This is a genomic window from Pseudomonas sp. LABIM340 (assembly GCF_040017195.2).
GTDB lineage: Bacteria > Pseudomonadota > Gammaproteobacteria > Pseudomonadales > Pseudomonadaceae > Pseudomonas.
In genome coordinates, this window is the sequence record NZ_CM200227.1 from 5,969,173 (window position 1) to 5,990,932 (window position 21,760).

The following is a 21,760-nucleotide window of genomic DNA, read 5'->3' on the forward strand; positions in this document are numbered from 1 at the left end:
GGCGCACCCAGCGTCCAGGCCAGTAAAAATGAAGGGAGAACCGCAGGACCGTCAGCGGGATGGGGCGAGTAACGCCTTCACCAGCGGCAGACTCCAGAATTCCCGGCGCACCGCCTCATCACAGAAGCGCGTCTGCAGACGCTGCTCCATCTGCTCAACGCACATCACCCGCTGCTCGCGGTCCAGCACCGACAGATGGCGCAGACCTTCGGCCAGTGCGGCATCGTCGCCCAGCGGGAAGAGGATGCCCAGCCCTTCGACGATTTCCCCGGCGCCGCCGCCTGAGGTCGAGATCAGCGGCACTCCGGCGACCATGGCTTCCAGCAGGACCATGCCGAAGGGCTCGTGGTCGGAGGTCAGGGCGAATACGTCGAAGGCCTTGAAGTAGCGCTTGGCGTCCGGAACCTGACCAAGGAACAGCACGCGGTCGGCGATGCCCAGCTCGCGAGCGAGGTCCTTGAGGTCCTCTTCCAGTCTCCCCTTGCCGAGGATCGCCAGCAGACTGTTGTGCGGCAGGCGCGGCAGCGCGCGGGCGAAGCCGCGCAGCAGGGTGGCCTGGTCCTTGTCCGGATGCAGGCGGCCGACGTTGCCAACCACCCAGGCGTTGTCCGCCAGCCCCAGGTGCTGGCGTGCCGGATAGCGCTCGACCTGCTGGTCCTTGAGGGCGTCGACATCGACCCGGTTGTACAGCGTCTCGATGCGGTCCTGCGGCCAGGCCGGCAGGCAGGCACGGATTTCGTCGCGCACCGCGTTGGAAACGCCCAGCAGGCTCAGGCGTGCGGCGAAGAAGCGCGCGAACAGCTTGCGCCCCAGGCGCTGGAAGTCACCGAAGCCATGGTGCACACCGATGATCGGCAACCTAGTGCCGAGCATGGCAATCCAGGTCGGCTTGAAGCGGTGTGCGATGCAGAAGCGGAAATCGCGGGAACGGGCGATCTCGCGCAGGTCGCGGATTGCCCGGAGCTTCAGCCCGCGGATGTCCCGCGAGCTGTAGTCGAGGAAGAGCACCTCGTCGCTGGCGCAACCGGCCACGACTTCCGGATCGGGCGCACCGGTGAGGAACACCGTGGTAACCCGGTAACCGGTGCCGGCGAACAGGCTGGCGTACTGACGGGCACAGTCGAGGAACGGCCCGTCATAGCCGTGGCAGAACTGCAGGACGCGCGGTTCAGCCGAGCGAGTCATAGGGCTCCGCGCCATCCTTGACCACCAGGATGTCCTGCATGATCAGGTACTGAAGGTCCGAGCCGTAGAACATGTTCAGGGCATCGGTGGGCGAGCAGACCATCGGCTCGCCACGGCGGTTCAGCGAGGTGTTGAGCGCCACTCCGTTGCCGGTGAGCCGCTCCAGCTCCTTCATCATGTCGTAGTAGCGCGGGTTGAACTCGCGCTTGAGTACCTGGGCGCGGGAGGTGCCGTCCTCATGGACGACTTCCGGCACGCGGGTCTTCCACTCTTCGTTGACTTCGAAGGTGAAGGTCATGAACGGCGCCGGGTGGTCGATCTTGAACATCTGCGGGCCGACGGTATCGAGCATCGACGGGCAGAAGGGTCTCCAGCGCTCGCGGAACTTGATCTGCGCGTTGATGCGGTCAGCCACGCCGGGAACGCTCGGGCAGCCGATGATCGAGCGGCCGCCGAGGGCGCGCGGGCCGAATTCCAGGCGCCCCTGGAACCAGGCCACCGGGTTGCCGTCCACCAGCACCTTGGCGATGAGTTCGGACAGGTTGTCGATCTTGCGCCAGGTCGGCTTGGCCTCGTGGCGGGCGCAGGCGGCGATGACGTCTTCGTTGCTGTATTCCGGGCCGAGGTAGACGTGCTCCATCTTCTCGACCGGCACGCCACGCTCCCAGGACACGTACGCCGCAGCGCCAACGGCGGTGCCGGCGTCGCTGGCCGCAGGCTGCACGTACAGCTCCTTGACCTCGGGACGGGCGATGATCTTCTGGTTGAGCTTGACGTTCAGCGCGCAGCCGCCGGCAAAGGCGATCTTGCCGGTCTCGCGGATAATGTCGCCCAGGTAGTAATCCATCATCTCCAGCGACAGCTTCTCGAACAGAGCCTGGATGCTGGCGGCGTAGTGGATGTAGGGATCGTCGGCGATGTCGCCTTCACGCTTCGGACCGAGCCACTCGATCAGCTTGGGCGAGAAGTAGTAACCCTTGCCCTTTTCCTTGTAGCGACGGAAGCCGATGACGTTGGCGTACTCGGTGTTGATGATCAGCTCGCCATTCTCGAACTTCGCCAGGCGGGAGAAATCGTACTTGCTGGCATCGCCGTAGGGCGCCATGCCCATGACCTTGAACTCGCCGTCGAGCATGTCGAAGCCGAGGTATTCGGTCAGCGCGCCGTACAGGCCGCCCAGGGAGTCCGGATCGTAGAACTCCTTGATCTTGTGGATCTTGCCGTTCTCGCCGTAGCCGAAGAAGGTGGTGGCGTACTCGCCCTTGCCGTCGATCCCGAGGATCGCCGTCTTCTCCTTGAAGCCCGAGCAGTGGTAGGCGCTGGAGGCGTGGGCCAGGTGGTGCTCGACCGGCTGGATCTTGGTCTTCTTCAGGTCGAAGCCCAGCTGCTGCAGGCACCATTCGATGCGCTTGTAGTAGCGTTTGTAGCGACGATTGCCGAGCAGGATGGCGTCCAGCGCGCGGTCCGGCGCGTAGGCGTAGCGCTTGGCGTAGTGCCAGCGGGCCTTGTCGAAGATGCTGATGGGGGCGAAGGGAATGGCCACCACGTCAACGTCCGACGGCTTGATCCCGGCCTGCTCCAGGCAGAACTTGGCCGACTCGTAGGGCATGCGGTTCTTCGCGTGCTTGTCGCGGACGAAGCGCTCTTCTTCGACGGCCGCGACCAGCTTGCCGTCGATGTACAGGGCGGCGGAAGGGTCATGGCTTACGGCGCCGGACAGGCCGAGGATGGTCAATGCCACAGGGTCTAGCCTCTTTCATCTGGGCGGGTGCCAGGCACCCGCGGTAAACGTTCGTCGAGCAGCCGGTGCAGTGCGCTGCCCTCTGGCCAGTTGCGCAGGAAGCGCGCACGGTCACGGGCATAGGCGCGGGCGAAGCTCGCTTCTCGCGAGTGGCGCTGCATGGCATCGAGGTCGATCAACGACCACTGCCCGCCTTCGCCCTGCTCCTGCCAGAACAGGTTGTGCCCTTTCAGGTCGCCGTGGCTGATGCGCTCGCGCACCAGCGCCGCGAATAGTCTGTCCAGGGCCACAAGATCCGATTCCGGCGGCAGGCCGCCCCCCTCCGGATGGTCCAGATAGGGTTTGAAACGGGCGATTATATCCTGACCCGCCAGGTAATCGGTAATCAGGAAGGCCGTGCGGCCACAACCAGTTGCTATTCGATACCTTATAAGGATGCGTCAAAGCGCCGAATCATAGCCCAGACAAAAGCAAATGCCCCACGAACCAATTTCCATCACGGCGAATCCGCCTCAGACGAAGCGCCGAGTAGATGTCGGGGGCGAATGGGCTTCGTCGGCGCGGGGAGAAATGACCGTCCGACGTCGACTTCCTGTTGCAGGACGTTGCTGACTCAGCAGGAGACTTGGGAGGCGATGCCCGACTGCGAGAGCGCCAGGACAAAGGCACTGCAACATCAGGCCCTGATGACATTGGGCAGCGTCTCCCGGAAGCGTCCGCGGCTGTCGATGATCAAATTCGAATGCTGCTTGATCATCTCGTAGTCAAAATCATCGTGATCAGTCGCCAGCAGGATTGCATCGAAGCTTTTCAGCATCTGGGCGGACAATGGCAGGCTGTTCAGTTCGAAGCCGGAACCACCGTGTTCCTCGTCCGAAACAAAGGCAGGAACGTGCGGATCACTGTAAGCGACCTCACCACCACGAGCCCGAATAAGCGCCATGATCGCCGACGAGGGCGACTCGCGTAAATCATCGATGTTCTTCTTGTAGGCCACCCCCAGCACCAGCACCTGGCTCCTGGCTCCTGCTCAGAGCCTTGCCGGCCCCATTGAGGGCGTCCACCAACTTGCCAACCACATACTCGGGCATGGCCCGGTTGATCTCGCCGGATAGCTCGATGAACCGGGTATGGATGCCGTACTCCCGGGCCTTCCAGGTCAGATAGAATGGATCGATGGGAATGCAGTGCCCCCCCAGCCCGGGCCCCGGGTAGTACGGGGTGAAGCCAAAGGGTTTGGTGGCAGCGGCATCTACCACCTCGAAGATATCGATTCCCATCCGGTCGGCAACGACCTTCATCTCGTTGACCAGGCCTATGTTCACCGCACGATGGATGTTCTCCAGCAGCTTGGTCAACTCGGCAGCCTTGGTCGAACTGACCGGGACAACCTGGTCGATGGCCGAGCCGTACAGCGCCACCCCCACCTCCAGGCAAGCTAACGTATGCCCGCCGACCACTTTGGGAATGGTGCGGGTTTCGAAGTGCGGATTGCCCGGATCCTCGCGCTCCGGCGAATAGACCAGGAACACGTCTTGCCCGACGCCCAGCCCCTGCGCCTCGATTCTGGGAAGCAACTCCTCCTCGGTGGTGCCGGGATAGGTCGTGCTTTCCAGCGACACCACCTGACCTGCCCGCAGGTAAGGCGCCAGGGCCTCGGTGGTGTTGATCACATAACTGATGTCCGGCTCACGATGTCGGTTCAGCGGGGTCGGTACGCAGATGATCAGTGCATCGCATTCCCCGGCCCGCGAGAAATCGGTCGTGGCTTCAAAGCCCGCGGCGCGCGCACGCGCAACACGGAGCGCGGGGATATGCTCGATATAACTCTCTCCGGCATTCAGGTGTTCGACCTTGTTGCCGTCGATATCAATGCCCAGCACACGATAGCCGGCAGCAATGTAACGCAACATCAACGGCAGGCCGACGTACCCCAACCCCACTATTCCGATCAAAGCCTGTTTACTCACCAGGAGGCTGATCGACTGCGCCTTCCAATCGGCCATGAATTTTCCCCATTCCAATCACTGCAAGGGCAATCGCCCTTGATCGCTTTCTGTCTGATGACTGCCACTTAACGACCGGCGGCGCGAACCAAGCTCCGCAGAATCCACCCCAGCCGTCCCGCTCTGGGAGCTGGCACCGAAAGTGGAGACATTTGCAAAACCGCAGTGAACTCCGCTACCCGACTGGAAAGCCTGTGGCACTCATTGACCAGTTCTTTGCCGCGTTCGGCAATTCGGCTGATCAATTCAGGGTTGGCAAGCAGCATCTGAACCCGATCCCGAGCCTCCTCGAGCGTGTCGTAATGCACGACGTTGTACATATCGATAAAGCCAAGGCGTTCGGCTTCACTAGAATGGCGCTTAGCCAGCAACAGGCAGCCGCAAGCCATCGCCTCGAAGTTCTTGGCCATGTATTCATTGAACCCAATATCGGCGCTGACGAAGATCCGTATTCGATTGAGCAGGTCGTGATAGGCATCGACTGTTTCTGTTCTGAGCATTTGCAGGCCGAACTGATCCTGAAGCGACAACAGCAGATTGCGTCGCTCGTTGTAGACCTTGCTCTTCACTCGTCCGATAAAGGCCAGATCGATATCGCGCACGCGCGCCAGATCGGAAAGCGCAGCGTCGTCGTATGCCTTGGGAATGCAATACGCCTCGATGCCTTTACTGCACATATAGTCGCGAATGTAATAACTGGTGACGATCAGGCGTGCGTTGGGCAGTGCGGCGAAGTCCCGCGCGAACCTGTTCCGATACTTGCTCTGCGCCACGAACTCCTGGCAGGCGTCCTCTTCGTAGAAGACCAGCCCTCTGATCGACGCCAGATCCGCCGCCGCACGCCCCACTCGACGCAACGGAATATCGAAGAGCACCCGATCCCAGGCGGAAAAATCGGTTCGGCGCAAATAAGGACGGATGTCGTGCACCTCATCCTTGTCCAGCTTGTGGATATCAATCTGTTCGAAACCGCTGGCAAGGCCGTTGTAAAGCGTATCCAGTGAGCGAGCCCGCTGCGCCCTGGTAACAACGAGCAACCTCATTTCCCCACGCCCTGCGCAGCGTTCAAATATGTGCCGTCAATGAGCGCCAGATAGAAGATGGCTTCATGCAGGTCATCCGTTCCATGCAGCCAGTTCTGCTTGCCATACCGGCCGGACAACCGCTTACGCAGGCTCTCCTTGTGTTCGGCAGCACCATCGGGAAGCAGGCACTGGATGGACAGTTGAGGCTTGCTCAGGCGGTACTCCTTGGTCGCCAACCAATTCCCGCCGCGCGCCCACCAGAGCAGACGATCACAGGCCTCGGGAGAGAGTTCCCGACTTTCCCGCAATGTCCCGACCGAGGACAGGAACCCCAGCACCTCCGGCTCGCACGCGGCCATTCGTGCTTCTTCCCGAGTGACCAGAATCACCATGTCTTGCGGAACTTGGCGAGCTGCCGACAGCGCTTCGAGGCACTCACACTCATACTGGTACAACCGCTCGAGCCAGATATCCTGATCGGGCCAGCGGCGAATCAGGTCGAAGGGCATAGCCCAACCTTGGGCATGCAGCCATTGGTGCGCCTCCAGCAGCGACGCCCAACCGGGTGCCGCACCCGCCTCACGAAGGGCTTCGGCTCGAAAGAGCGCCAGGTAATCCTTCTTTGCGCGCACCGAGGTACTTGGAGCCTGACCTTGCTCCAGGGGCATCCCGGAGGAGAGGCGCTTGTGATAGGTCAGGTGATAGGCCAGCGCCTGCAGATAATGCCTCGGCGCGATCCGGTACCAGCCACGGGAGTCCTTCACTCGCGAATCCAGTAACTCCCGGGCCCGATAGGGCGGGTAGTAAGGCATGTGGCGGTAGGACAGGCCACTGCGACCTGAATCGCTGTAGACGTCGAACTTCACTTTGCTCAACTTGCTGCCGAAGTTCGGCCACGGCAACGCCGCAGCCAACTTCGCCAGTGAGCCATGCTCGACGAGGATATCGACATCATCCTTGATTTCGCCGTCAAGGACTCCTGGCAACTCCGCGTACCAGCGAAGCGTCACGTAAGCAGTGTTTTGCTGCTCCAGCCGGCGCAGGAATTTCTTCGGGTGACGAACCCGCAGGCTGAACCCCCGGTCCGTCTTCAGTTTCTTGCGCCAACGAAAAAGGCGCCAACTCACCAGCAACCGCAACAACAATGTCATACAAACATCCGATAACGTTTTGACCGGGAGAACTCCTTGGTCTTGCCGGTCATGTACCATCGGGATATTTCCCGCGGCGAACAGCTGGCGCGATCTGCCTGCCGTTCTAGACGTTCAGTGACCCAACTCTCATATTCGCTTTCGCCGATGTGCTTGCCGGCCCATTTCTGGAACAGATAGCCCCAGTAGTAGCCGTAAAGCGAGGCCAGACCGGGAGCGACCCAGGTGACGTATTCGAAGTCGATGACACTCACCTGCCCCTGCCGGTCGAGCATGACATTTCGAGAGTTGAGGTCCAGATGGAATACGCCCTTCTCTGTCATTTCGAGCAGGACGGTATCGATGTTCTCCAGCAACGCGAACGGCTCGGCGCCAGCCTCCAGGTGCTCCTGAAGGGTCCGCATACCGGAAAGGCAGCGATAGACGACGACCTGCCGCGAACACGTCAACAGACCGCGCATTTCGATGTAGGCACACAACGCTGGGGCGCTGATACCCAAGTGGGCAAATCGCAGGGCATTGGTAAATTCCGCTTGGCCGTATCGTTTCCCGTACTCCGGGCAATCGATTCCCCAGCGCGCCCGCCAGCGCTGCTTCAGGCGCGGAATATCGAATACCTTGAAGACCAGTCGGCCGCTGTTGGAAAGCCAGGTTTGTGTTGCTTCCTCGTGGAGGCTGAGGCGACGCAATCCAGCGGAATTTCTTGTAAATGCGAGAATTTCCAACGACTCATCAGGTGATAAGTCGTTGGCCTCAAATACCCTGACAATCGACATGCAAAACCTCTGAAGAACGATGCACGCGCAAGCGGGTCATCGATAACTTGCAGCCCTGTAACTTCCAGAATATGGATGCCCATGGCACCAATAGGATCAGGCCCCTGCAACCAATAGCGCACGCCTTCACAGCTCGTCGCCAGCAAGAGCTGGGCACCATGACATCAATCCGGCTCCACGCTGCCGCACCGCCGCCTGCCGTGGTTCAACTTTCAACGCCGGCGACAGCCGCCCTGATCAGCCGGGCGTCCTGCATTATCAGGCCTTGCAGCGTCGAGCCGTAAAACAGGTTCCGGGCACCGGTGGGCGAGCAGATCATCGGTTCGCCACGGCGGCTCAGCAAGGCGCTGAACGCCATTCCGTTACCGGTGAGTCAACATGAGTAGTAGCGCCGGTTGGACTCGCACTTGATCACCTGTGCGCAGGGACGACGTCCTCGTGGACAACTTCCATTACGCGGGGTCTGTGCTTTTCGTTGACCTCGAAGGTGCAGGTCGTGCGGGGCCCCAGGGGGCGATAGTGAAGATCTGCGGGCCAATGCTATCGAGCGTCGACGAGCAGAAGGGCAGAAGGGCCAGCAGCAATCGGGGATCGTTATCTGCGCGTTGATGCGGCCGGCAACGCCAGGAGAACTCGGACAACCGACAATCGAACAACCGCCGGGGGCACGCCGCGAGTCGAACTTCATGCAGCCCGGGGCCAGGCTACCGACTCGCGACCCCGGACAGGCCACGGATGGTCAATGCCAGAAGACCTAGCCCCGTTCGTCTGGACGGGTGCCAGGCACCTGCGGTAAACGTTCGTCGAGCAGCCGGTGCAGTGCGCTGCCCTCTGGCCAGTTGCGCAGGAAGCGCGCACGGTCACGGGCATAGGCGCGGGCGAAGCTCGCTTCTCGCGAGTGACGCTGCATGGCATCCAGGTCGATCAACGACCACTGCCCGCCTTCGCCCTGCTCCTGCCAGAACAGGTTGTGCCCTTTCAGATCGCCGTGGCTGATGCGCTCGCGCACCAGCGCCGCGAACAGTCTGTCCAGGGCCACAAGATCCGATTCCGGCGGCAGGCCGCCCCCCTCCGGATGGTCCAGGTAGGGTTTGAAACGGGCGATTACATCCTGACCCGCCAGGTAATCGGTAATCAGGAAGGCCGGGCCGCGCAGCCACAGCCAGCGCCGCTCGATCACCGCCAGCGGCTTGGGCGTGGCGATGCCGAGGAAGTCCAGGCGGTTGCCCTCGCGCCAGGAAGCCCAGGCGCGGCTGGGGCGCCAGAAGCGCTTGAACCAGTGCAGCAGGTTCTTGATGTTGTAGCGCTTGACCACCAGCGGCCGGCCGTCGAGCTCGACACGGGCCACGGTCGCGGCGCCGCCGGTCTTGTAGATGTGTCCGCGATTTATGTAGGAATCCGGATCGGCCAGCAGAGGCTGCAGGCCCTCCTCTTCCTCGCGGCGCACCGCGCGCAGGCCGAACGGCCCCTTGAATACGCTGAACAGGCTGCAGTCGCGGGCGATCTTCTTCATCAGGTCGCCGACGCGCCAGCGTCGAACCTTGGCGATTTCCTTCTGCAGGGCTTCCAGCGGCAATGCGTGCTCAGCGTTGGCCAGCAGATAGTGGATCAGCAGTTCTTCCAAATAAGGATCGAGGCTGGCGGGCAGCTGGGCGAAGAACACTCCGAGGTTTTCCAGCACGTGCTTGCGCGACAGTGGCTGGCCGGGGGTTTCCGCGCGGATGCCGGCGCCGTCGATCAGGTACAGCTGGCCGGCGTGGCGCAGCAGGTTGTCCAGGTGCAGGTCTTCCTGCCACAGGCCTTTGGCGTGCATCCGGGCGATGGCGGTCAGCGCCTCGGCGATGACGGCGGTCTGGCCGTCGGACAGCAGCGCTTCGCCCTCTACGGCGCGCCAGGCGTCCCAGAGGCTCTCGGCGTTATCGAGGAGTTCGAAGAGCAGCCAGCCACCCTCGCCGTCCTTCAGACCGTCGGCCAGTAGCTGCGGCGTAGTCAGGCCCTGTTCGGCGAGCAGTCGCACACCCTCGCGTTCACGCTGGAACTGTTTCGCTGCACGGCCGCCGACCAGCAGCTTGGCCAGCACCGGGCGGCTACGCCAATTGGCCGCACCGACATAGCGCTGGCCGGGCAGCACGCGCAGCAGGCTGTCCAGGCGCAGTTCGGCCGGACCGGCGCCGTCCTCCAGCTCGATGCGCAAGGGCAGCGCCGGAGCGCGGCCGGCATCGCGCAGGGCAGACAGCCTCATGCGCGGTTTTCCTTCTTCTTGCGGCGCGCGCCCAGGCGGCGGTACCAGTCGTCAACCTCCGGGCCGCCGGAAGCAGTGCCCAGGTAGGCCGCCAGCAGGTTGCGCACGTCGGTTTCGTTCCAGTCCGGCGCGCGGCGCAGAAGCGGCTCGAGGTCGCGCACGCGGTCGCGCTGGCCGAACCACAGCGGACGGGTCTTTTCCAGATCGATCAGGGTCGCCTCGAAGGCGTCGTCGGTTTCGCGCAGGAAGATGTGCTTGGGATAGAAGCAGCCATGCATCTGCCCGGCCTCGTGCAGGCGACGGGCGAGCATGCCGCAGGCGCGCAGGATGGCCTGGCGACGCTCGGCGGGCAGGTTCGACCAGCCTTGCAGGAGGTTGTCGAGATCACGCCAACCGTCCAGGGCGCGGGTCATCAGGATCGCCCGGCGCTCGCCGCCGACCTGCCGCGCACCAAAGAAGGCCGCCTGCATCGACGGAATGCCGAGCTGATGGTAGCGCTGAATGTTGCGGAACTCGCGGCTGAAGGTCGGCTCGCCGAGCGGACGCTTCAGGCTGCGGGTCAGGTGGTTGCTCTGGCGCTTGAGGTAGTAGGCGGTGCCGTCCAGCTCCAGGCGGTACACGCTGCTCCAGCCGCCGCGCTCGGTGTTGGGCTCGTCCACGGCTTCCAGCTGCAGGGCCCAGAGGGCGTCGAAATCGGCCAGGGCGTTGTTTTCCAGCAGGGCCTGGTCGCCCTCGGCAATGAAATCCTTCACTCGCGTCCCTCGAAGAAATGGACGATCTGCCGGACACGCTTCTTGTCCGACGCGTTCAGTCGCTCGCGGCGACGGTACAGCAGGTAGAACTGCAGGCGCTGCGTGTAGGAGAGGTGGTACTTGGCGACCTTGTCGAGGGTGGCCAGGTCCTTGGTGATGCGGTAGCGCAGCATGAAGCTGACCCAGAAATCACCGATCGGGCAATCGATGAAGTACACCGTGCCCTCCCCGTCCACCAGGATGTTGCGCCACTTCAGGTCGTTATGGGTGAAGTGGTGGTCATGCATGGTCCGGGTGTAGCCAGCCAGCTGGCGCATGACGTGCGCGACCCAGGCGCGATCCTTCAGACGCGGATCGTCCTGTTTGGCCAGGGCGTGCAGGTCCTCGGTGCCGACCAGCTCGCGGGTAATGATCGCGCCACGGGAGAAGCCGCCATTGACGCGCTCCAGGCCGTAGGCCACCACCTTCGCGGTCGGTATGCCCCACTTGGCGAACTGCTTGAGGTTCTGCCACTCGGCCTTCACCCGCGGGCGCGGCAGGTAGCGGCGAAAGCCCTTGCCCGGCTTGCGGTAGCGCTTGACGTAATAGCGCACGCCGTTGCGTTCGATGCGCACGACGTCAGACATCGCATCCTTGGTGATGCGCTCACCTTCGAGGGCGAACACGGCATCCAGGCTGCCGAAATCGGCGGCGAGATGCTGGTAGTCGGCTTCGAGTACCCAGCCGGCCATCAGAGCAGGTCTCCGTATCGTTGTTTGCGGTCGTAGAGCTTGGCTGCCTTGCGCTCCATCCACGCCAGCAGCGCGGCTTCCTCGCGGAGGATGTCACGCAGCGGACGCAGGAAGTAACCGCGCAGGAAGCGCAATTTGTCACGACGCGTAAGGCCGATGTCCAGCGCGGAGAAGTACAGCGCCGCCAGGTCCTTGTCGCGCCAACGGCGCGGGGTAGCGGCGCGGGTCTGGGCGCGGTGCAGGTCGATCACCGACAGGCGCAGGTCATCGGCGCTGATCGGGCGGTCGGTGTGCAGCAGGAAATGGCAGATGTAGCAGTCGCGATGATTGACCCCGGCGCGATGCATGGTGCCGACCATCTTCGCCACTTCGGCGATCAGCGCGCGCTTCAGGCGCGGCTCGGGCGGTGTCTGCAGCCAGTCCAGCGAGAGCACTTCCAGGTCGGTGGTCGGCGCCAGTTCCTCGGTGATGATGAAGGAATGCTGCGCGGCCGGATTACCGCCGCGCTCGCCATAGGCCACCGAGGTCATGGTCGCCACGCCGGCCTGGTGCAGGCGCTCCAGCGCGCGCTGCTCCTGGCCCGCACCGAGTACGGGAAGTTTGGCGCTGAACAGGTTCTTGACGATCTCGCCCCAGCCGATGCCGCGGTGGATCTTCACGAAATAGCCGCGACCTTCGACCTCGGTGCGCAGCGTGCGGCGACCTTCCAGCTCGCGGTAGACCTTGCCCTGCAGGCGCTCGACTTCGGCGAACGGGTCCTTGCCGGCCCACAGGCGCTTGAATGGCTCGTGCAGTTCGAGCTTCATGCGCGCTCCCGCAGGATCAGGTCGGCGGCGTGCTGCGGCATGCTGTAGAGATCGGCGCTGTCGGCGAAGGCCAGGCCGTTGCGCCCCCACTCCGCCCGCGCTGCATCGTCCTCCAGCATCTGCTGAAGCATCGTGTTCAAACGGTCCTGCTCGAACGGCGACGGCACCACACGGCCGGCTTTCGCCTCGTCGATGTAGTGCGCATAGCCGCAGACGTCGGTGACCAGCACCGGCAGTCCCGCGACCAGCGCCTCCAGCAGCACGGTGCCGGTGTTCTCGTTGTAGGCTGGGTGGATCAGCAGGTCGGCGCCGAGCAGGAAGCGCGGAATGTCGCTGCGCCCCTTGAGAATCTGCACATTGTCCGACAGGCCCAGCGCCTTCACCTGCAGTAGGAACGGCTTGGGATCGTCCTGGCCGATGGCGATCAGGCGGGTGCGCTTGCGCAACGAACGCGGCAGCGCGGCCAGCGCCTTGAGGCTGCGGTCCAGGCCCTTGGTCTTGAAGCCGGAGCCGATCTGCACCAGCAGCAGGTCGTCGTCGCCCAGCTTGAACTCGCGGCGGAACTCCGCACGGATTTCGCCGGCATTGGCCGGTGCGCGGCGGTCCTGGGCGATGCCCGGCGGCAGCAGGTGGAAGCGTGCCTCGGGGGTGCGGTAATGCTTGATGAACAGCGGCTGCTGGACCTCGGAGATCATCAGGATCTCGGTCTTCGACTCCGGCGCGAACACCGCGCGCTCGTAGTCGGCAAAGTGCTTGTAGCGACCCCAGCGACGGTAGAAGGAGTTGCGCAGGGTCTGCGCCTTGTCCTCGAAGCAGCCGTCGGCGGCGTAGTAGACATCCAGGCCCGGCATCTTGTTGAAGCCGATCACCCGGTCCACCGGCGAACGCGCGAGGTCCGCGGCCAGCCAGGCGCTGAATTTCTCGTTGCGGCGATGGTTGAACAGCGACTTCACCGGCGCCACGCGCACGTCGAAGCCCGGCGGCACTTCGCCTTCCCAGATAGGCGTGTAGACGCGGATCGAATGGCCGCGCTGCTGGCATTCCAGGGCGATGCGCATGAAATCGCGCTGCAGCCCGCCGAACGGGAAGTATTTGTAGAGAACGAAAGCCAGGGTCATCGAAGCGTCTCCGGGGCCAGCAGCAGCGCCTCCAGCTGGTTCGCCACGCGCTGGGGATTCAGGCGCGTGAAGCACAGAGGCTGTTCATGCCGCAGGTCGAACTGGCGCTTGTCTTCGGCCGTCGGCTGGTAGGTGCAGGTCTTCTGCAGGCAGGGCGCGCACGAAGGCCAGTCGGCGGCCAGGTGCACCTGCGAGCGCCCGTAGGCGCCGGTCAGACCGGGGTTGGTCGGGCCGAACAGCGACAGCGTCGGCACGTCCAGGGCGGCGGCCAGGTGTCCGAGCCCGGTGTCGACCGCCACGCAGGCGGAAGCGCCGGCCAGGACCTTGGCCATGCCCGCGAGGCTTAACTTGGGGAGTACCGAGGCGTTTTCCAAGCCTTCGGCGAGCCGTTCGGCGCGTTGCCGCTCGGCGTCGTTGCCCCACGGCAGGCGGACTTGCCAGCCGCGCTCGCCCATGCGCAGCGCCAGCTCGCGCCAGTAGACCTCGGGCCAGTGCTTGGTCACCCAGGTGGTGCCGTGCAGGAATACCAGGTAGGGCTCGGTCTCCACCGAATCCAGCAGGCGATTGCGGTCCAGGCCGTAATCGCCGGTACCAGTGGGCAGCGGGTAGTCCAGCGCCTGGGCGAACAACTGGCGCACGCGTTCGACGGCGTGCTGGCCCCAGGCAACCGGGTAGGTGCGGTTATAGAAGCGGCTGGCGGCCGGCTCGCGGGCCGACTCCTTGTCCAACCCCGCGACCGGCGTGCGGCGGCGCGCGTAGCGGGTCAGCCAGGCGCTTTTCAGCAGGCCCTGGGCGTCGATCACCAGGTCGTAGTCGACTTCCTTCAGGCGGCGCTTGAAGCGCCCCCATTCGCCACTCCTGAGCGTCTGCCAGAGGTTCTTGCGCCAGCGGCGGATCGCCACCGGGATCACCTGGGCCACGGCGGGATGCCAGGCGGGAATCTCGGCGAAGCCCTCCTCCACCACCCAGTCGAACTGGATGCCGGGAATGGCACGGGCAGCGTCGGTCAACGCCGGCAGGGTGTGGATGACATCGCCCAGGGACGAGGTCTTGATCAACAGGACCCTCATTCAGCGCTTTCCACATCCACCGGGTCGGCGACCAGTCGGTCCAGCGCTTCGATCACCGGGCGCGGCTTCAGCTCGCGCAGGCAGTTGTAGTGGCCGAAACGGCACACGCGATCGAAGCAGGGGCTGCATTCCAGGCCGAGGCGGACGATCTCCACGGCATCGGCCAGCGGCGGGGTGAACTGCGGCGACGTGGAGCCGTAGACCGCCACCAGCGGGCGGTTCAGCGCGGCCGCCACGTGCATCAGGCCGGAATCGTTGGTGACCACGGCGCCAGCGCAGGACATCAGGTCGATGGCCTCGGCCAGGGCGGTCTCGCCGGCCAGGTTCACCGACTCTTCGCGCAGGCCGGGAATCAGGCGCATGCGAATGTCTTCGCCGCCAGGATGGTCGTTCTTCGAGCCGAAGATCCACACCTGCCAGCCGGCGCGAATCTTCACCTCGGCGACCTTGGCGTAGTACTCGGCCGGCCAGCGCTTGGCCTCGCCGAACTCGGCACCGGGGCACAGCGCCAGCACCGGGCGATCCAGGCTCAGGCCGAACTTGGCCAGCGCGGCCTCGCGGCTCTGCGGGTCGATGGACAGGCGCGGCTGCGGATAAGGTTGCGGCAGCTCGGCGCCCGGCGCATAGGCCAGGGCCATGAAGCGCTCGATCATCAGCGGGTAGCGCTCTTTATCCAGCGCGCGGATGTCGTTGAGCAGGCCGTAGCGCATCTCGCCCTTCCAGCCAGTGCGCTTGGGGATGCCGGCGAAATACGGTACCAGCGCCGATTTGAGCGAGTTGGGCAGGAGGATCGCCTGGTCGTACTGGCCCTTGAGGGTCTTGCCGATACGCCGGCGCGAGGCGATATCCAGCACGCCGTGGCCAAGCGGGAAGCTCAGGGCCTGGCGCACTTCGGGCATGCGCTCGAGGATCGGCCGGCTCCAGTCGGGCGCCAGCACATCGATCACGCAGTCCGGATGCTGCCGCTTCAGACACTGGAAGAGCGTCTGCGCCATCACCATGTCGCCCACCCAGGAGGGGCCTACGATCAGAATTCTCATGCCTTTTCCGAAAACAAGCGGGGAGGCTCTCGCCTCCCCGTACTCCATTCATCCAGCCGCAAGGCGCGGGCCTCTGCGGTCGGGTGCCGAGCAGCGAATGCCGGCAGTCTAGCCCAGCCACTCTTCGGGCCGGGCGGTTTTCGTCACTCCCTGTGACCTGGCGCAATGGCATTACGCGCCTTGTTCCTACTGCCAGACCAGCACTGACAGCGCGATCCGTTCCGGCGAGCATCATCTCGCCGGATGCTATCTGTTTCATGGGAAATCGCAGCGAATCAGGTCAGCTCGAAGGCCTTCCACATCTGCATCACCATGCGACGTTCCGCATGGAAGTGATCGCCGCTCACCACGCCCGGCTGCTTCTGCAGGGACAATCGGTGCGCCGCCGCCCGGTAGGCCTTGTAGGCGTCCTGCAGCTTCAGGACATCCTCGCCGGACATCAACCCGACCCGCTCCAGGGCTTCCAGAATGCGGATATTGTCGGTGAACTCCACCAGCTCCGGGTGCTGCCACGACCAGGCCAGGGCCGCGTATTGCACCATAAATTCGATATCGACGATACCACCGGCATCCTGCTTGAGATCGAACGGGGCCGCGGCCTCGAAGGCATTCGGCGCGGTGCCGGCGGCCGTGCCCGGGGTGCCGAGGTTGTCGCGCATCTTCGCGCGCATCTCGCTGACTTCCTTGCGCAACTCGGCCAGGTCGCGCTGCTGGCCGAGCACTTTCGCGCGGATCGCCTCGAACGCTACGGCCACCCGCTGGCAGCCGGCGAGCACGCGGGCGCGCACCAGCGCCTGGTGTTCCCAGGTCCAGGCCTCGCCCAGCTGGTAAGCCTCGAAGGCGCGCAGCGAGCTGACCAGCAGGCCGGAAGCGCCGCTCGGGCGCAGGCGCATATCCACCTCGTAGAGCATGCCCGAGGGCGTCTGCGCGGTGAGGAAGTGGATGATCTTCTGCCCCAGGCGCGTATAGAACTGCGCTCCATCGATGGGCTTGGCGCCGTCGGTTTCGCTCTGCGGGTCACCGTCGTGGATGAACACCAGGTCGAGGTCGGAGCCGTGGCCCAGCTCCAGGCCGCCGGACTTGCCGTAGCCGATGATGATGAAGTCCGGGTCGCAAGGCGTGCCGTCCACGCGGGTCGGTCGGCCATGGCGCTGCACCAGCTGGTCCCAGGTCAGGCTCAGCACCTGTTCGAGGATCGCTTCGGCCAGCCAGGTCAGGTAGTCGCTGACCTTCATCAGCGGCAAGGTACCGGCGATTTCCGAAGCCACCACGCGCAGGGCATGGGCCAGCTTGAAGTGGCGCAGGGTTTCCATCTGCTGCTCGAGGTCGTCCTCGGGGATACGCATCAGCCGTTCGCGCAGTTCGGCACCCAACTCGGCAGCCTGTGGCGGACGGAACAACCGCCCTTCATTCAATAGCTCGTCGAGCAGGATGGGGAAGCGGGCGATCTGCTCGGCCACCATCGGGCTGGCCGCACAGAGCGTCAGCAGGCGCTCCAGCGCGCCGGGGTTTTCGGTGAGCAGCACGAGATAGGCCGAGCGCCGCGCCACTGCCTCGATCAGCGGCAGCACCCGCTCCAGCAGCGCGTCCGCCGGACCGCGCTCGGCAATCATGTTCAGCAGGCGCGGCATGAAGGCATCCAGCCGCTCGCGGCCCAGACGCTGCATGGCGCGCACCTGCGGGCCATTGCGCAGGTCGGTCAGGCGCTTCCAGGCCGCCGCCGGTTGGGCGAACCCGGCGTCGGCGAACTGCCGGCAGGCGGACTCCTCATCCACCGCCTCTTCCCACAGCGGAATCCACTCGCCGCCGATGGTGGTATCCACCTGGCCTTCTTCATCTTCATCCGGGTCGGCGATGACCTGGCGGAAGTGCCAGTCGATGCGATCGCGCCACTGGTTGGTGGCCTGATGGAAGGCCGACCAGTTGGCGAATCCCATGATGAAGGCGACGCGGATACGCTCGAACTCATCCTCCGGCAGCATCTGCGTCTGGCGGTCGGCGATCGCTTGCAGGGCGTGCTCGGCGTAGCGCAGGAACTCGTAGCCCTCGCGCAGCTCGGCAACCACCTGCGGCGGCAGGTAGCCCTGCCCTTCGAGGATCGCCAGCACCCGCAGCAGCGGCCGCTGCTGCAGGCTGAGATCACGGCCGCCGTGGATCAGTTGGAAGGCCTGGGCGATGAACTCCACTTCGCGGATGCCGCCGGCGCCCAGCTTGATGTTCTCGCTCATGCCCTTGCGCCGGACTTCCTGCTGGATCAGCTGCTTCATGGTGCGCAGCGCCTCGATGGCGGAGAAGTCCAGGTAGCGCCGGTAGACGAACGGGCGCAGCAGCTCCAGCAGGCGCTGGCCGGCTTCCTGGTCGCCGCCGACCACGCGGGCCTTGATCATCGCGTAGCGCTCCCAGTCGCGCCCCTGGTCCTGGTAGTACTGTTCCAGCGCGGCGAAGCTGTGCACCAGCGGGCCGCTCGAGCCGTAGGGGCGCAGGCGCATGTCGACGCGGAAGGCGAAACCTTCGACGGTGATCGCATCCAGCGACTTGATCAGCTTCTGCCCCAGACGCGTGAAGAACTCCTGGTTATCCAGCGCGCGCTTGGCGCCCTGGGTCTCGCCGCCCTCGGGGTAGCCGAAGATCAGGTCGATGTCGGAAGACAGGTTCAGCTCGCCCGCCCCCAGCTTGCCCATGCCCAGCACGATCATCTTCTGCGGCAGGCCCGAGCGGTTGCCGATGGGCACGCCGAACTGCTGGCAGTGGCGCTGGTAGAGCCATGCCAGGGACTGGTCGATGCTGGCGTCGGCGAGGTCGGAAAGGTCGCGGCAGGTGCCGGCCAGGTCGCTGCGCCGGGTCAGGTCGCGCCAGATGATGCGCATTTGCTGGCGCCGGCGGAAGCGACGCAGGCGGCGGCCCAGCTCGTCCTCATCGGCGCAGTCGGCCAGCAGCGCTTCCAGCTGCGCGCCCATCTCGCCGGGCTGCAGGGCACGCTCCAGCTCGCCGGTCGCGGCCAGCGCCAATAGAAAGGCAGGATCGCGCTGCACCTGCTCGGCGACGAAGTCGCTGCCGGCGGTGACGCGGGCGAAATCGGCATGCCGCTCGTCGGACCAGCTGTCGAAACTGGCGATCTGCTCGGCGGAAAGCGCGGCGATGGCGGTGCGGAAATTCTGCTCAGCGCGCTCGGCGAGAGGCTTGAGAGTAGCCGGCAAAGCGGCCAGGGACGGCAGGCTCATGGTCTATCCTGAGTGGTCGGCGAGGCGCCGGCATTCCTGTCTTTTCGCGCCCCTGTAGTTTTACTACTAACTTTTTCAGGGGGAGGGATGTATCCGCTGGCGATTTGTAGTAAAACTACAACCCGCCGGGCGTACCCCCGGTGCACTTCCAAGAATTCGCCGCGTCGCCCACGAGGTTGGCGCAGCTGTCGGCAACGATCTACTGGCTTCCGATTCTGGAAGCCTTTCCGCCCTGGAGCAAGCCATGCAAGACCTCGATCCCGTCGAAACCCAGGAATGGCTGGACGCCCTGGAATCGGTCCTGGACCGTGAAGGTGAAGACCGCGCCCATTACCTGATGACCCGTATGGGCGAGCTGGCCAGCCGGTCCGGCACCCAACTGCCCTACGCGATCACCACGCCGTACCGCAACAGCATCCCGGTCACCCACGAAGCCCGCATGCCCGGCGACCTGTTCATGGAACGCCGCATCCGCTCCCTGGTGCGCTGGAACGCCCTGGCGATGGTGATGAAGGCCAACAAGGCCGACCCGGATCTGGGTGGTCACATCTCCTCCTTCGCCTCCTCGGCGACCCTGTACGACGTTGGCTTCAACTACTTCTTCCAGGCCCCGACCGACGAACACGGCGGCGACCTGGTGTTCTTCCAGGGCCACGCCTCCCCCGGCGTCTACGCCCGCGCCTTCCTCGAAGGCCGCATCACCGAAGACCAGCTGAACAACTTCCGCCAGGAAGTGGACGGCAACGGCCTGTCTTCCTACCCGCACCCCTGGCTGATGCCGGACTTCTGGCAGTTCCCGACCGTTTCCATGGGTCTGGGCCCGATCCAGGCGATCTACCAGGCGCGCTTCATGAAGTACCTGGAAAGCCGCGGCTTCATCCCCGCCGGCAAGCAGAAGGTCTGGTGCTTCATGGGCGACGGCGAGTGCGACGAGCCCGAATCCCTGGGCGCGATCTCCCTGGCCGGCCGCGAGAAGCTGGACAACCTGATCTTCGTCATCAACTGCAACCTGCAGCGCCTCGACGGCCCGGTTCGCGGCAACGGCAAGATCATCCAGGAACTCGAAGGCGTGTTCCGTGGCGCCGAGTGGAACGTCAACAAGGTGGTCTGGGGTCGCTTCTGGGACCCGCTGTTCGCCAAGGACACCGCCGGCCTGCTGCAGCAGCGCATGGACGAGGTCATCGACGGCGAGTACCAGAACTACAAGGCCAAAGACGGCGCCTACGTGCGTGAGCACTTCTTCGGTGCGCGTCCGGAGCTGCTGGAGATGGTCAAGGACCTCTCCGACGAGGAAGTCTGGAAACTCAACCGTGGCGGCCACGACCCCTACAAGGTCTATGCGGCCTATCACCAGGCGGTCAACCACAAGGGTCAGCCGACCGTCATCCTGGCCAAGACCATCAAGGGCTATGGCACAGGTTCGGGCGAAGCGAAGAACATCGCGCACAACGTCAAGAAGGTCGACGTCGAGTCCCTGAAGTCGTTCCGCGACAAGTTCGACATCCCGATCAAGGATGCCGACCTGGAAAACCTGCCGTTCTACCGCCCCGAGGAAGGCAGCGCCGAAGCCAAGTACCTGGCTTCCCGCCGTGCCGCGCTGGGCGGCGTGATGCCGGTTCGCCGCGAGAAGAGCTTCCAGGTCCCGGTTCCCCCGCTGGAAACCCTCAAGGCCATGCTCGACGGCTCGGGCGACCGCGAAATCTCCACCACCATGGCCTTCGTGCGGATCATCTCGCAGCTGGTCAAGGACAAGGAACTCGGCCCGCGCATCGTCCCGATCGTTCCGGACGAAGCCCGTACCTTCGGCATGGAAGGCATGTTCCGCCAGCTGGGTATCTACTCCTCCGTCGGCCAGCTGTACGAGCCGGTGGATAAAGACCAGGTGATGTTCTACCGCGAGGACAAGAAAGGTCAGATCCTCGAGGAAGGCATCAACGAAGCCGGCGCCATGTCCAGCTGGATCGCCGCGGGTACCTCGTACTCCACGCACAACCAGCCGATGCTGCCGTTCTACATCTTCTACTCGATGTTCGGTTTCCAGCGTATCGGCGACCTGGCCTGGGCCGCTGGCGACAGCCGCGCGCACGGCTTCCTGATCGGCGGCACCGCCGGCCGTACCACCCTCAACGGTGAAGGCCTGCAGCACGAAGACGGTCACAGCCACCTGCTGGCGGCGACCATCCCGAACTGCCGCACCTACGATCCGACCTACGCGTACGAGCTGGCGGTGATCATCCGCGAAGGTTCGCGCCAGATGATCGAAGAGCAGCAGGACATCTTCTATTACATCACCGTGATGAACGAGAACTACGTCCAGCCGGCCATGCCCAAGGGCGCCGAGGAAGGCATCATCAAGGGCATGTACCTGCTCGATGAGGACAAGAAGGACGCCGCGCATCACGTGCAGCTTCTGGGCTCGGGCACCATCCTGCGCGAAGTCGAAGCCGCCGCGAAGATCCTGCGCGAAGACTTCGGCATCGGCGCCGACGTCTGGTCCGTTCCGAGCTTCAACGAACTGCGCCGCGACGGCCTGGCCATCGAGCGCTGGAACCGCCTGCACCCGGGTCAGAAGCCCAAGCAGAGCTACGTCGAAGAGTGCCTGGCCGGCCGCAAGGGCCCGGTGATCGCCTCCACCGACTACATGAAGCTCTACGCCGAGCAGATCCGTCAGTGGGTTCCGAGCAAGGAATTCAAGGTCCTGGGCACCGACGGCTTCGGCCGCAGCGACAGCCGCCGCAAGCTGCGCGACTTCTTCGAAGTCGACCGCCACTGGGTCGTGCTGGCCGCGCTGGAAGCCCTGGCCGATCGCGGTGATATCGAACCCAAGGTCGTGGCCGAAGCCATCGCCAAGTTCGGCATCAACCCCGAAAAACGTAACCCGCTGGACTGCTGAGGA

The 21,760-nt window shown here is 64.3% G+C and carries 15 protein-coding genes and 2 pseudogenes; 1 reads left to right on the forward strand and 16 read right to left on the reverse strand.

Features of this window, described 5'->3' with window-relative positions; genetic code table 11:
• Nucleotides 1-51: 51 nt before the first annotated feature.
• The 16 genes and pseudogenes from ABKS89_RS27540 to glnE all read right to left on the reverse strand — a co-directional run bounded on the left by ABKS89_RS27540 (nucleotide 52) and on the right by glnE (nucleotide 18,864).
• Nucleotides 52-1,185 (reverse strand): glycosyltransferase, encoded by a 1,134-nt coding sequence (locus ABKS89_RS27540; RefSeq protein ID WP_348588351.1) that lies wholly within the window; start codon nucleotides 1,183-1,185, stop codon nucleotides 52-54.
• Nucleotides 1,169-2,926 carry a carbamoyltransferase family protein gene (locus ABKS89_RS27545; RefSeq protein ID WP_138213989.1) on the reverse strand — a complete coding sequence of 586 codons (1,758 nt, stop codon included), beginning with the start codon at nucleotides 2,924-2,926 and terminating at the stop codon, nucleotides 1,169-1,171. The genes ABKS89_RS27540 and ABKS89_RS27545 overlap by 17 nt, the downstream gene beginning before the upstream one ends.
• Nucleotides 2,927-2,931: 5 nt before the next feature.
• Nucleotides 2,932-3,321, reverse strand: a pseudogene (locus tag ABKS89_RS27550) (lipopolysaccharide kinase InaA family protein); the annotation flags it as partial.
• Between the two features lie 281 nt (nucleotides 3,322-3,602).
• Nucleotides 3,603-4,932 (reverse strand): annotated as a pseudogene (locus ABKS89_RS27555) (nucleotide sugar dehydrogenase).
• Between the two features lie 68 nt (nucleotides 4,933-5,000).
• The gene (locus ABKS89_RS27560) at nucleotides 5,001-5,975 is read right to left on the reverse strand and encodes a glycosyltransferase (RefSeq protein WP_348588352.1); all 975 of its coding nucleotides are present in this window, start codon (nucleotides 5,973-5,975) and stop codon (nucleotides 5,001-5,003) included.
• A complete protein-coding gene (locus ABKS89_RS27565; RefSeq protein ID WP_348588353.1) occupies nucleotides 5,972-7,108 on the reverse strand; it encodes a hypothetical protein in 1,137 nt (378 codons plus the stop codon). The genes ABKS89_RS27560 and ABKS89_RS27565 overlap by 4 nt, the downstream gene beginning before the upstream one ends.
• Nucleotides 7,105-7,884, reverse strand: a complete 780-nt coding sequence (locus ABKS89_RS27570; RefSeq protein ID WP_348588354.1) for a lipopolysaccharide kinase InaA family protein — start codon at nucleotides 7,882-7,884, stop codon at nucleotides 7,105-7,107. Before ABKS89_RS27570 ends, ABKS89_RS27565 begins: the two co-directional genes overlap by 4 nt.
• A 205-nt stretch (nucleotides 7,885-8,089) precedes the next feature.
• Complete coding sequence (locus tag ABKS89_RS27575; RefSeq protein ID WP_348588355.1) at nucleotides 8,090-8,242, reverse strand: hypothetical protein; 153 nt, start codon at nucleotides 8,240-8,242, stop codon at nucleotides 8,090-8,092.
• A 396-nt stretch (nucleotides 8,243-8,638) separates the two neighbouring features.
• Complete coding sequence (locus ABKS89_RS27580) at nucleotides 8,639-10,126, reverse strand: lipopolysaccharide kinase InaA family protein (RefSeq protein ID WP_348588356.1); 1,488 nt, start codon at nucleotides 10,124-10,126, stop codon at nucleotides 8,639-8,641.
• Nucleotides 10,123-10,878, reverse strand: a complete 756-nt coding sequence (locus tag ABKS89_RS27585) for a lipopolysaccharide kinase InaA family protein (RefSeq protein ID WP_138213983.1) — start codon at nucleotides 10,876-10,878, stop codon at nucleotides 10,123-10,125. Before ABKS89_RS27585 ends, ABKS89_RS27580 begins: the two co-directional genes overlap by 4 nt.
• Complete coding sequence (locus ABKS89_RS27590; RefSeq protein ID WP_348588357.1) at nucleotides 10,875-11,609, reverse strand: lipopolysaccharide kinase InaA family protein; 735 nt, start codon at nucleotides 11,607-11,609, stop codon at nucleotides 10,875-10,877. Before ABKS89_RS27590 ends, ABKS89_RS27585 begins: the two co-directional genes overlap by 4 nt.
• On the reverse strand, nucleotides 11,609-12,415 hold the full coding sequence (rfaP, locus tag ABKS89_RS27595) for a lipopolysaccharide core heptose(I) kinase RfaP (protein WP_081515472.1): 807 nt from the start codon (nucleotides 12,413-12,415) through the stop codon (nucleotides 11,609-11,611). Before rfaP ends, ABKS89_RS27590 begins: the two co-directional genes overlap by 1 nt.
• Nucleotides 12,412-13,533 carry a glycosyltransferase family 4 protein gene (locus ABKS89_RS27600; RefSeq protein ID WP_081515471.1) on the reverse strand — a complete coding sequence of 374 codons (1,122 nt, stop codon included), beginning with the start codon at nucleotides 13,531-13,533 and terminating at the stop codon, nucleotides 12,412-12,414. Before ABKS89_RS27600 ends, rfaP begins: the two co-directional genes overlap by 4 nt.
• On the reverse strand, nucleotides 13,530-14,603 hold the full coding sequence (gene waaC / locus ABKS89_RS27605; RefSeq protein WP_348588358.1) for a lipopolysaccharide heptosyltransferase I: 1,074 nt from the start codon (nucleotides 14,601-14,603) through the stop codon (nucleotides 13,530-13,532). Before waaC ends, ABKS89_RS27600 begins: the two co-directional genes overlap by 4 nt.
• Nucleotides 14,600-15,643, reverse strand: coding sequence for a lipopolysaccharide heptosyltransferase II (gene waaF, locus ABKS89_RS27610; protein WP_348588359.1), 1,044 nt, complete (start codon nucleotides 15,641-15,643; stop codon nucleotides 14,600-14,602). Before waaF ends, waaC begins: the two co-directional genes overlap by 4 nt.
• A gap of 275 nt (nucleotides 15,644-15,918) precedes the next feature.
• The gene (gene glnE, locus ABKS89_RS27615) at nucleotides 15,919-18,864 is read right to left on the reverse strand and encodes a bifunctional [glutamate--ammonia ligase]-adenylyl-L-tyrosine phosphorylase/[glutamate--ammonia-ligase] adenylyltransferase (protein WP_138213977.1); all 2,946 of its coding nucleotides are present in this window, start codon (nucleotides 18,862-18,864) and stop codon (nucleotides 15,919-15,921) included.
• A gap of 244 nt (nucleotides 18,865-19,108) precedes the next feature.
• Between glnE and aceE the strand changes: the two genes are divergently transcribed.
• Nucleotides 19,109-21,757, forward strand: a complete 2,649-nt coding sequence (gene aceE / locus ABKS89_RS27620; protein ID WP_138213976.1) for a pyruvate dehydrogenase (acetyl-transferring), homodimeric type — start codon at nucleotides 19,109-19,111, stop codon at nucleotides 21,755-21,757.
• Nucleotides 21,758-21,760 lie beyond the last annotated feature (3 nt).